This is a genomic window from Acidovorax sp. (assembly GCF_016783915.1).
GTDB lineage: Bacteria > Pseudomonadota > Gammaproteobacteria > Burkholderiales > Burkholderiaceae_C > Acidovorax.
The window spans coordinates 1-10,219 of record NZ_JADHVT010000158.1 but is presented as its reverse complement, the minus strand read 5'-3'; the positions used below and the strand labels follow the sequence as shown (position 1 = coordinate 10,219).

Here is a 10,219-nt window from a genome sequence, read left to right as displayed (position 1 = left end):
CCGCTCGGTGCGCCCGACCGCGACTGAGCAGCGCCCGCAACACGGCACCAGGAGACCCCCCATGATGAGCCCCGAACCCCACGCCATGCACCGCTGGCTGCAGCAGTTGCTGGGCGACTGGACCTGCGAGTCTTCGGCCGACATGGGGCCTGGCGAGCCCCCCGCACAAAGCCAGGGCACCGAGCACGTACGTGCGCTGGGCGCCCTGTGGGTGCTGTGCGAAGGGGCGGGCTCCATGCCCGCCGGGGGCGGCGAGGCCCGCATGCTGATGACGCTGGGCTACGACCCGGACCAGCAGGCGTTCGTCGGCACCTGGGTGGGCTCGATGATGACCCACATGTGGGTGTACCGTGGCACGCTCGATGCGGACCAGAAGGTGCTGACGCTGGAGGCCGAAGGCCCCAGTTTCAAGAACGACGACGCCACCACACGCTACCGGGACGTGATCACTCTCGTCAGCGCCCACGAGCGCACGCTCACCTCATTTGGCCAGCAGCCGGACGGTGGCTGGAAGCAGTGCATGCAAGCCAAGTACACGAGAACGCCCTGAGCCGCTACGCGGCTTCCCCCTCAAACGGTGACGCACCCGGCGCACCGGCCAAGCGAGTTTCACGGGCGCACTGGCATGGCACTCCGCCAGTCGCAAGCGCAACGCGCGTGACACACTGCGCCGTCCATCTCTTCTGATTTCCGCTGTCCCATGACCCTCCGCATCGAAGGCCGCGCACGCTGGCCCGCACTCATCCTGCTGTGCCTGGGCGAGCTGATGATCGTGCTCGACACCACCATCGTGAATGTCGCGCTGCCCAGCATCAAGGCCGACCTGGGCTTTACCGAAACCTCGCTGGTGTGGGTGGTCAACGCCTACATGCTCACCTTTGGCGGCTGCCTGCTGCTGGGCGGGCGGCTGGGGGACCTGTATGGCCACCGGCGGCTGTTTCTGGCGGGCATCACGCTGTTCACCATTGCTTCGCTGGCCTGCGGGCTGGCCCAAACGCAAGGGCTGCTGGTGGCGGCACGTGCGGTGCAGGGCGTGGGCGGCGCCGTGGTGTCGGCTGTGGCGCTGTCGCTCATCATGAATCTGTTCACCGAGCCGGGCGAGCGTGCGCGCGCCATGGGTGTCTACGGCTTTGTGTGCGCCGGTGGCGGCAGCATTGGGGTGCTGCTGGGTGGCGTACTCACCAGCGCGTTGAGCTGGCACTGGATCTTTCTGGTCAACATCCCCGTCGGCGTGGCCATCTATTTGGCCTGCCTGGCGCTGCTGCCAGGCGGCAAGGGGCAGGCGCACGGGCAGCGGCTGGACGTGGCGGGCGCCGTCACCATCACCGCGTCGCTGATGCTGGCGGTGTACGCCATCGTCAATGGCAACGCGGCGGGGTGGACCTCGCTGCAGTCGCTGGGGCTGCTGGGGGCTGCGGCGGCGCTGCTGGCGGCCTTTTTGTTCATCGAGTCGCATGTGGCTGCGCCGCTGGTGCCCCTGCCGCTGTTGCGGCTGCGCAACCTGGCCATCTCCAACGTGGTGGGTGTGCTGTGGGCAGCGTCGATGTTTGCGTGGTTCTTCCTGTCGGCGCTGTACATGCAGCTGGTGCTGGGCTACGACGCCATGCAGGTGGGCCTGGCGTTCCTGCCGTCCAACCTCATCATGGCGGGCTGCTCGCTGGGGCTGTCGGCCTGGGTGGTGATGCGCTTTGGCATTTGCCGCACGCTAGGATGGGGGCTGCTGCTGGCCGCGGTGGGCCTGGCCCTGTTTGCGCTGGCGCCCACCGAGGGGCGCTTTGTCATCCACGTGCTGCCCGGCATGCTGCTGCTGGGCGTGGGCGCCGGCATTGCGCTCAACCCGCTGCTGCTGGCCGCCATGGGCGATGTGAAGCCCGAAGACTCGGGGCTGGCCTCGGGGGTGGTGAACACGGCCTTCATGATGGGCGGCGCCCTGGGCCTCGCCATTCTGGCCAGCCTGGCCGATGCGCGCACCGACCACCTGCGCCAGGCCGGGGCCAGCGTGCAGCAGGCGCTCAATGCGGGCTACCAGCTGGCGTTCTGGGTGTCGGCCCTGTGTGCGCTGGTGGCCGCCGTATTGGGCGGCTTCGTGTTGCGCCCGGCACCGCCCCCGTCAGGTGCCGCGCCTTCCCACCCTGGTGCTGCATGAGGAGATGGTCTGCTATCTAATTGATAGCTTCTCAGGCATATTGCACTAGCGCGTGCGGCCATTTTTGCTTGAAATGGTGGCGAACCTGTGTGCGCATGCTGTGCGGCACTGTCCTGTATGCCGCACCGCACTGTTCTACCCAGCGCACTTCTGAAAGCAGCCTCTGGCCTTATCTTTGGCAGGCTTGCTGCCCGATAGCCGGTGGCGCAAACCCAAGGAGCCCTTGATGTCGTCCTCCCCCACCGTGTCTTCGTCTGCCGCCAGTCTGCCCGTCGTGCAGGCCCAGGCGCTGGGTCCGCTGTGGCCCACGATGGACCCGTTCCTGTTCTGCGCCCACCATGACGATGCCTACCCCGCAGGCAATGGCGCGTTTGCGCCCGCCGTGTCGCTGGAGGGCCGCCAGATCGGCAGCGACTTCAGCCGCAAGGATGGCTGGAGCATGTACCACGGCGACACGGTGCCCGGCTTTCCGGGCCACCCGCACCGGGGCTTTGAAACCGTGACCCTGGTGCGCAAGGGCCTCATCGACCATTCCGACTCGCTGGGCGCCGCCGCGCGCTTTGGCGGGGGCGATGTGCAGTGGGTCACGGCGGGCAAGGGCATCGTGCATTCGGAGATGTTCCCGCTGCTCAACGCCACCGAGCCCAACTCACTGGAGCTGTTCCAGATCTGGCTGAACCTGCCCGCGAAGAACAAGATGGTGGAGCCGCACTTCACCATGCTGTGGAACGAGCGTATTCCGCGCCTGGTCCACCACGACGATGCAGGTCGCGCCACCACGGTGACGGTGGTGGCGGGCGCCCTGCCCGGCGCGCCCGCGCCGCTGGCGCCGCCACCCGAGTCCTGGGCTTCGCAGCCCGAGGGCGATGTGGCGATCTGGACGCTGCGCATGGACCCCGGCGCGCAGTGGACGCTGCCCGCCGCGCGCGGCCAGGGCACGCGCCGCATGCTGTACTTCTTTGTGGGCGACAGCCTGCGCGTGGGACCGCAGGACGTGGGCCAGCACGCCGCGCTGGAGCTGGTGGCCGGCCAGGACTGGCAGCTGACCAACACCGGCGCCACGCCGCTGGAATGCCTGCTGCTGCAAGGCCAGCCCATCGCCGAGCCCGTGGCGCAGTACGGCCCGTTTGTGATGAACACGCAGGCCGAGATCATGCAGGCCATGAACGACTACCGCCGTACCCAGTTCGGCGGCTGGCCCTGGCCCGACCAGGACCCGGTGCATGGCACCGAAGCGCGGCGTTTTGCACGCTACCCCGGCCAGACGGAGGAAGAGCGCCCGGCCGAGGCCCCGGCGGGCGCATAGGGTTGTTCACCAGGCCCTGCCAAGCCTCCACGAGGCCCTGCGGCAGCCGTCCGGCGCCTCGTGGACAATCCGGGGTTTCGTTCTGACCCGCGCGGCGGCAGGCGGCTCACCCCTGCCAGCCTCGCGCGGTTTTTCACCGCCTGAAAGCGCAAGCATCACCATGGCTACCACCATCACCAAAGACTCTGCCGTCACCATCACCTACAAGGTCACCACGCCCCAGGGCAAGCCGCTGGATGCGGGCCACCTGTCGTACCTGCACGGCGGCTACGAGAACATCTTCCCCAAGGTCGAGGCCGCGCTCGAGGGCCAGGCCGTGGGCTTCAGCACCACGCTGCAACTAGAGGTGGAAGACGCCTTTGGCGCGCGCGATGAAAGCCTGGTGCGCACCATTCCCAAAAGCGAGTTCCCGCCCGGCGTGAAGGTCGGCGGCCAGCTGCAGGGGGTGGGCAACGACGGCCAGCCCGCCGTGTTCAACGTGGTCAAGATCAAGGGCCCCGAAGTGCATCTGGACGGCAACCACCCGCTGGCAGGCCAGGCGTTGACCTTCAGCTGCAAGGTCACCGAAGTGCGCGCCGCCAGCCCCGAAGAAATTGCGCACCGCCATGTGCATGGTGCACACGGCCACCACCATTGATAGCCAGTCCAGGTGCCGCTGCTCGGGCCCCTGGTTTGCGCCCGCTGGTTACAGCGCTTCCAGCACCGTCGCAATGCCCTGCCCGCCACCAATGCACTGCGTGGCCAGCGCATAACGGCCCTTCTCGCGCTGCAGCAGCGCAGCGGCCTTGCCCGTGATGCGCGCACCTGTGGCGCCCAGCGGGTGTCCGATGGACAGGCCACACCCATCAATATTGATGGTGTCTTCGCGCAGGCCCAGTTCGCGGATGCAAGCCAGGGCTTGCGATCCAAACGCTTCATTGATCTCCACGACATCCAGATCGCTGACCGACAGCTTCGCGCGGGCCAGTGCCTTGCGTGTGGCGGGTACGGGGCCCATGCCCATGTACGCAGGATCTACGCCCGCAGTGGCCATTGCGCGGATGCGGGCTAACGGGGCAAGTCCGTGCCGCGCTGCATATGCATCGGTGGTCACCAAGACAGCCACCGCGCCATCTGTCAGGGGCGACGAGGTGCCAGCGGTCACCACACCATCTTCGCGGAATGCGGGTCGCAGCGCCGCCAGTGCCTCCAGCGTGGTGCTGGGGCGGATGCAGCCGTCCTGAGTCACCAGTTCGCCCGACGCCAGGGCAATAGGTACGATTTCAGCCTGCAGCAGACCGGCCTCGCGCGCTGCCGCAGCCTTGTGGTGTGACGACACGGCCAGTGCTTCCTGATCAGCGCGGCTCACCCCGTATCGGTGGGCAACGTTCTCGGCCGTCTCTCCCATGCTGATGTACGCATCGCTGTGCTCGTACAACGTGGGGTGGGCCGAGAAGTTGAAGCCCCCTTGCGGAACCATGGTCATGGACTCGACGCCAATGCACAGAAAGGCCTCGCCCAGGCCCGCCTCAATCTGTGCGGCGGCGATATGCATTGCGGACATGGATGATCCGCAAAAGCGGTTCACCGTCATGCCGCCCACTTCGTGGGGCAGGCCCGCCAGCAGCGACACGATGCGCGCGATGTTGTTGCCCTATGCTGCCTCCGGGTAGGCGCAGCCGGCAATCACGTCTTCAAGGGTTGCAGGGTCGATACCGGTACGCTGCAGCAGGCCCGTGACCACCTGCGCGGCCAGGGTGTCGGGCCGTACCTCGGTCAACGCTCCCTTGCGGGCGAAGTGGAACGGGGAGCGGGCATAGGCAGAAATCAGTGCTTGCATGGTCAGACCTCGGGTGTGGGGCAGGAAGGCTCAGACGCTGGTGGTGACCGCGTAGCGTTGGGCTGGCTGACGCAGCGACAGGAAAGGTCCGAGCGCCCGGCGCGCGTCTTCCAGCGCGTTCCACTCGTGCACCGCTTCCAGCGAGGGGATGGTCACCGCTTCGCCCTGATCCAGACCGGCCAGCGCGGCATCCACCATGGCGTCCACGTCCATCAGCATGTCTTGCGGCAGGTGGCTGATGGGTGTACCCGCGCGGTCCCAGATCTCGGTGCGTGTTGCACCCGGCATCACAGCCTGCACGCGGACGCCTATCGGCCCCAGCTCCTGCTGCAGGGACCGGGTGAGGTTCAGTAGATAGGCCTTGGTGCCGCTGTACGTGCCGTTGAACATCTCTGGCAGCAGTGCCAAAACCGAGGCAATGTTGATCAGCGTGCCCGCCTTGCGCGCCGCAAAGCCCTTGGCTGCTGCCGCAGCGAGCCGGGTGGGGGCCAGCACGTTCAGCGCCACCATGCGTTCCACGGCATCGATATCGGCGTCCAGCAATGTCCCTGTTACCGCAATGCCCGCGTTGTTGAGCAGCAGCGTGATGCTGGCGTCGTTGTGCAGACGCTGCTCCACACGGATCAGGTCGCTGCGGTCGGTCAGGTCCGCCTGCAGCACCTCAGTCTTCACCCCGCTCTCCTGCGCCAGACGGTGGGCGAGTGCAGCCAGGCGTACGGCGTCACGCGCTACAAGGATCAAATCGTAACCACGCCGCGCCAGCCGGTCTGCGTACACGGCACCAATGCCGGACGACGCGCCGGTGATGAGGGCTGTGCCCAGCGATGGGCGCGAGGAATGGTTTGCTGTGGTGGTCATGGCGGTTTCCTGAAAGCTGTTTTAGATGATGATCGTCACGTTTAAATTATATGACGATCATCATTTAAAATGTCAAGACTGAATTTCAGGGCCAACATCCCCGGGGAGAGATAGACAATGAAGGTCAGCAAGGAACAGATGGCGGAGAACCGTGAGCGCATTCTTGATGCGGCCGCGCAGTTGTTTCGCGAAAAGGGTTTCGACGGCATTGGAGTGGCCGACCTGATGAAGAGCGCAGGGCTCACGCATGGCGGGTTCTATGGGCACTTTGCGTCCAAGGACGAGCTCATGGCGCAGGCCAGCGCAAGAGCCTTGCAGCGGCTGCAGACCGCCTGGGCAGCCATTGCGCGTGAGGCTGTGGAGCAGGGGCAGGACCCTTTGGCAGCTATCGAGGCGGCCTATCTTTCGCCACGCCACCGTGATGCCGCCGGGCAGGGCTGCCTGCTGGCCGCGCTGGGCGGTGATGCAGCGCGGCAGGGGCCTGCCGTGCGTCATGCTGTGACCGAGGGCGTGCGCGCCCAACTGGAAGGACTGGCCACCTTGATGTCTGGCCGTACCAAGGCCGCGAAGCGCCAGCGTGCGCTGGCCGACTATGCGAATCTGGTGGGCGCCATGGTGCTGGCGCGCGCGGTGGACGATGAAGAGCTGTCGAACGAAATCCTGAATGCAACCGCAGCCGCACTGCGCTTGCCGGAGCCTGTCCCGCGGTGAGTGCCCACGGCGTATGAAACGCAGCGCGCTGGAGCTTGCTATCGCATTTTTTGTCCTCGCATCTCTGCGGTTGCCATAGCTACAGCATTGAGTCCTGCGATGGAAAAACACAAAGCCCGCAGAGCGGGCTTTGTGTGGTGGTTGACTGGGAACTTACTTGGCCGCTTCAGGCTTGGCAGCGTCGGCTTTTTTCTGTGCCGCTGCCTTGGTCTTCTTGGCCTTCGCCTTCTTGTCTGCCTTCTTTTCTGCAGGGGCCGACGCGGTGGCGGTTGGCGTTACTGCGGGCTTGGCTTCGGCTTTGACCGCTGGGGTGGCGGGTGTGGCTGGAGTGGCGGGCATGGCCGATGTGGCAGGGGTCGCAGGCGCCGCGGCCTTCGCGGGAGTTGCTGGCGTTGCGGGGGCCGCAGGGGCTTGGGCAAACGATGCGGTCACAAAGAAACCAGCGAGCAGGGCAGCGAGGAGCTTGTTCATGAGAAATCCTTTCAGATCGGATAACCGCCCGACACAGCGTCGGACTTAGCTATGCAACGGTGCTCGGATGCGGCGCGATGACAGGTTACGAAGTCATTGGCAACAAGGCGTTACCGCGCCCAAGTCCCCGCCCGTTCAGCACCGGCTCCTTGGCCAGATGCTCGCGTGCCCATTCCACAAAGGCGCGCACCTTCGCCGGGGCCCGCCGCCCTGCGGGGTACACGATATGCACGGGCACAGGTGGCAGTTCGTGGTCGGCCAGCACGATGCGCAAGCGCCCTGCGCGCAGGCTGGCTGCGGCCTGGTAGGCAAGGCAGCGGGTCAGGCCAATGCCGGCCTCTGCGGCGGCAATGTCCACCTCGTTGCTGTTGCTGATCCAGGTGAATTGCGGCTGGCCTGTGGCGCCATCGCGAAACTTCCAGGGCGCTGGCGTGCGTGCGTCAAAGGCGAAGCCGATGGCCTGGTGGCTGCTCAGGTCGGCCGGGCTGCGTGGCCTGCCGTGTTGCGCCAGGTAGGCGGGAGACGCCACCACCAGGCGGCGCAGCGCGCCCACCTGCACCGCAGTGAGGCCGGAGTCAGGCAGGTGCGCGATGCGGATGGCCACGTCCATGCCTTCATCGAGCAAATGCACCAGGCGGTTGACGAACAGCGTGCGCACCTGCACGCGCGGCTGGGCCTGCAAAAAGCCCTGCACGATGGGCGCCACATGCTGGATGCCGAACATCTGCGGCGCCGTGATGGACAGCAGCCCCTGGGCCTCGGCCTGTGCACCGCTGGCTGCCTGCTCGGCCTCGTGCAGGTCGTTAAGTAGGGGGCGGCAGTCTTGCAAGAAGCGCTCGCCCGCCTCGGTCAAGCGCACCAAACGCGTGCTGCGCTGGAACAGCAGCACACCCAGCCGCGCCTCCAGCGCCGCAATGGCGCGCGTGACAGCCGTGGCGGAGCAGCCCAGCCGCCGGCCCGCTACGGCAAAGCCGCCAGCGTCCGCCACGGCCACAAAACAGCGCAGGGTGTCGAGATAGTCCATGCGACCAATTATTGCGGATACCGCAATTATGAAAAGCGGTGATTGGTTATTCACATCGCAATCTGCAATAGCTATCGTCGAGCCATCTTCCCTTTCACCCACCGACGAGGCTTCACCATGTTCCCCACCACCCCGCTCCAGCTCTACCGCATGCCCATCTCGGGCCACTGCCACCGTGTGGAGCTGATGTTGTCCCTGCTTGGGCTGCCCTATGAACTGATCGACGTGAACCTGCTGCGCGGCGAACACCAGCGCGCGGAGTTCCTGGCACTCAACCCGCTAGGCCAGGTGCCCGTGCTGGTGGACGCAGGCCAGGTGCTGAGCGACGGCAATGGCATCCTGGTGTATCTGGTTCAGCGCTACGCCCCTGGCAGTGCCTGGCTGCCACAAGACGCCGTGGGGCAGGCGCAGTTGCAGCGCTGGTTCAGCCTGGCGGCGGGCTTTCTGGCGCCGGGCATTGGTGGGCCGCGCTTTGCGACATTGACGGGCCGTGCTGTGAGCGAGGTGGCGCAGGCCACCGGCAAGCGCCTGCTCACCTTCATGGAGGGCGAGCTGCAGGGGCGTGCCTGGTTGCTCGGGGGCACAGCGCCCAGCCTGGCCGATGTGGCCATGGTCAGCTACACCTCGCAGGCCCACCTGGCGGGGCTGCCGCTGGATGTCTACCCGCGCATTGCGGCCTGGGTGGCGCGCATGCAGGCCTTGCCGGGTTACCCGGTGCTGGCCGACCAGCTGCCCACTGCCGAGCAGGTGGCGGCATGACAGCCACCGTGCCTGCTGCACCGGTTGGGGTGCCGGTGCCGCCCGAGGCATTCCACCCCGGCGAGCATGCCCTGCAGGCGCGCGTGGGCGTGCGCGAGCGCATGGCGGCCGTGGGTGCGATGGTGCTGCGCGATCACATGCCCGACCAGCACCGTGAGCTGTTTGAGACGCTGCCCACCTTATTGCTGGGGGCGCTGGATGAACAAGGCCAGCCGTGGGCCACGATGCTGGCAGGCCAGCCCGGTTTCGTGCACACCCCCGATGCGCAGCGCATGCAGATCGCGACCGCGCCGGATTCCAAGGACCCGGTGCTCGCACACCTGGCGCCAGGCGCGGCCGTGGGCGTGCTGGGGCTGGAGCCGCACACGCGGCGGCGCAACCGCATGAACGGGCGGGTGGCAGCGTTTGGCGATAACGGCCTGGACGTGCAGGTGGTGCAGAGCTTTGGCAACTGCCCCAAATACATCCAGGCGCGGCAGCCAGGCCTGCGCGCTGCGCTGGCCGCTCCGGGCCCGGTGCAGTGGCTGGGCGTGGGACTGGACGCCGCCGCCATCGCGCGCGTGCAGCTTGCCGACACCCTCTTCATCGCCAGTGCCTCGGCGCCACGCCCTGGTGCCGGGCACAGCGAAGGCGTGGATGTATCGCACCGGGGCGGCGAGCCAGGCTTTGTGCAGGTGGCGCACACGGAGGCCGGCGTGGTGCTGAGCCTGCCGGACTACCCTGGCAACCAGTTCTTCAACACCCTGGGCAACCTTGCGCTGCACCCGCTGGCAGGCTTGCTGGTGGTGGACTATGAAGACGGTGGCTTGCTGCACATTGCCGCGCAGGCCGAGGTGCTTTGGGACCGCGCAGCGCGTACTGCCTGGCCCGGCGCACAGCGTGTGCTGCGGCTCACGGTGTTGCGCGCCCTGTGGCGGCCGCAGGTGCTGCCATGGCGCTGGACGCCGCCGGTGTCTGCCCCTCAGTTCCGGGTGATGCGCGAGGCAGCGCTGGACTGAGTGGCGCACCACCAGCGGGCAGCGCACGGGGTGTCGTTGTCCCCGCAATGCGCCTGCGCGGCACGGTGGCTTCGGCCTCCACCATCTGCCCGCTGCGCTCGTGCGCCGTCTGCGCCAGCTCGGTGAC

Annotated in this window: 10 protein-coding genes and 1 pseudogene; 7 read left to right on the top strand and 4 right to left on the bottom strand. The window is 67.0% G+C overall.

Annotation, left to right across the window (positions count from 1 at the left end; all coding sequences use genetic code 11):
* Positions 1-61 precede the first annotated feature (61 nt).
* The 4 genes from ISS20_RS20750 (at position 62) to ISS20_RS20735 (ending at position 4,089) form a co-directional block, all read left to right on the top strand.
* Positions 62-550, top strand: coding sequence for a DUF1579 domain-containing protein (locus ISS20_RS20750; RefSeq protein WP_291439149.1), 489 nt, complete (start codon positions 62-64; stop codon positions 548-550).
* Positions 551-700: 150 nt separating this feature from the next.
* On the top strand, positions 701-2,146 hold the full coding sequence (locus ISS20_RS20745; protein WP_291439147.1) for an MFS transporter: 1,446 nt from the start codon (positions 701-703) through the stop codon (positions 2,144-2,146).
* A 226-nt stretch (positions 2,147-2,372) separates the two neighbouring features.
* Positions 2,373-3,452, top strand: a complete 1,080-nt coding sequence (locus tag ISS20_RS20740) for a pirin family protein (RefSeq protein WP_291439144.1) — start codon at positions 2,373-2,375, stop codon at positions 3,450-3,452.
* A 160-nt stretch (positions 3,453-3,612) separates the two neighbouring features.
* The gene (locus tag ISS20_RS20735; protein WP_291439143.1) at positions 3,613-4,089 is read left to right on the top strand and encodes a peptidylprolyl isomerase; all 477 of its coding nucleotides are present in this window, start codon (positions 3,613-3,615) and stop codon (positions 4,087-4,089) included.
* Positions 4,090-4,137: 48 nt separating this feature from the next.
* Here the strand turns inward: ISS20_RS20735 and ISS20_RS20730 are convergent.
* Positions 4,138-5,271 (bottom strand): annotated as a pseudogene (locus ISS20_RS20730) (thiolase family protein).
* A gap of 30 nt (positions 5,272-5,301) precedes the next feature.
* Positions 5,302-6,129 (bottom strand): SDR family oxidoreductase, encoded by an 828-nt coding sequence (locus ISS20_RS20725; protein WP_291439141.1) that lies wholly within the window; start codon positions 6,127-6,129, stop codon positions 5,302-5,304.
* A gap of 117 nt (positions 6,130-6,246) precedes the next feature.
* On the opposite strand from ISS20_RS20725, the gene ISS20_RS20720 reads away from it, so the two are divergent.
* Positions 6,247-6,840, top strand: a complete 594-nt coding sequence (locus tag ISS20_RS20720) for a TetR/AcrR family transcriptional regulator (protein WP_291439139.1) — start codon at positions 6,247-6,249, stop codon at positions 6,838-6,840.
* A 153-nt stretch (positions 6,841-6,993) separates the two neighbouring features.
* Here the strand turns inward: ISS20_RS20720 and ISS20_RS20715 are convergent, their stop codons facing one another.
* A complete protein-coding gene (locus ISS20_RS20715) occupies positions 6,994-7,311 on the bottom strand; it encodes a hypothetical protein (RefSeq protein WP_291439137.1) in 318 nt (105 codons plus the stop codon).
* A gap of 85 nt (positions 7,312-7,396) precedes the next feature.
* Positions 7,397-8,335 carry a LysR family transcriptional regulator gene (locus tag ISS20_RS20710; protein ID WP_291439135.1) on the bottom strand — a complete coding sequence of 313 codons (939 nt, stop codon included), beginning with the start codon at positions 8,333-8,335 and terminating at the stop codon, positions 7,397-7,399.
* Positions 8,336-8,452: 117 nt separating this feature from the next.
* Between ISS20_RS20710 and ISS20_RS20705 the strand changes: the two genes are divergently transcribed.
* Together ISS20_RS20705 and ISS20_RS20700 are read left to right on the top strand one after the other, a co-directional pair.
* On the top strand, positions 8,453-9,094 hold the full coding sequence (locus tag ISS20_RS20705) for a glutathione S-transferase family protein (RefSeq protein ID WP_291439133.1): 642 nt from the start codon (positions 8,453-8,455) through the stop codon (positions 9,092-9,094).
* On the top strand, positions 9,091-10,092 hold the full coding sequence (locus ISS20_RS20700; protein WP_291439130.1) for a pyridoxamine 5'-phosphate oxidase family protein: 1,002 nt from the start codon (positions 9,091-9,093) through the stop codon (positions 10,090-10,092). Before ISS20_RS20705 ends, ISS20_RS20700 begins: the two co-directional genes overlap by 4 nt.
* The last annotated feature ends 127 nt before the right edge of the window (positions 10,093-10,219 follow it).

What these genes read in the sequence shown, in the direction of transcription:
- ISS20_RS20735 (WP_291439143.1), top strand. Translation starts at nt 3,613, where the DNA reads ATGGCTACCACCATCACCAAAGACTCTGCCGTCACCATCACCTACAAG.
- ISS20_RS20715 (WP_291439137.1), bottom strand. Translation starts at nt 7,311, where the DNA reads ATGAACAAGCTCCTCGCTGCCCTGCTCGCTGGTTTCTTTGTGACCGCA.
- ISS20_RS20740 (WP_291439144.1), top strand. Translation starts at nt 2,373, where the DNA reads ATGTCGTCCTCCCCCACCGTGTCTTCGTCTGCCGCCAGTCTGCCCGTC.
- ISS20_RS20720 (WP_291439139.1), top strand. Translation starts at nt 6,247, where the DNA reads ATGAAGGTCAGCAAGGAACAGATGGCGGAGAACCGTGAGCGCATTCTT.
- ISS20_RS20750 (WP_291439149.1), top strand. Translation starts at nt 62, where the DNA reads ATGATGAGCCCCGAACCCCACGCCATGCACCGCTGGCTGCAGCAGTTG.
- ISS20_RS20700 (WP_291439130.1), top strand. Translation starts at nt 9,091, where the DNA reads ATGACAGCCACCGTGCCTGCTGCACCGGTTGGGGTGCCGGTGCCGCCC.
- ISS20_RS20705 (WP_291439133.1), top strand. Translation starts at nt 8,453, where the DNA reads ATGTTCCCCACCACCCCGCTCCAGCTCTACCGCATGCCCATCTCGGGC.
- ISS20_RS20710 (WP_291439135.1), bottom strand. Translation starts at nt 8,335, where the DNA reads ATGGACTATCTCGACACCCTGCGCTGTTTTGTGGCCGTGGCGGACGCT.
- ISS20_RS20725 (WP_291439141.1), bottom strand. Translation starts at nt 6,129, where the DNA reads ATGACCACCACAGCAAACCATTCCTCGCGCCCATCGCTGGGCACAGCC.
- ISS20_RS20745 (WP_291439147.1), top strand. Translation starts at nt 701, where the DNA reads ATGACCCTCCGCATCGAAGGCCGCGCACGCTGGCCCGCACTCATCCTG.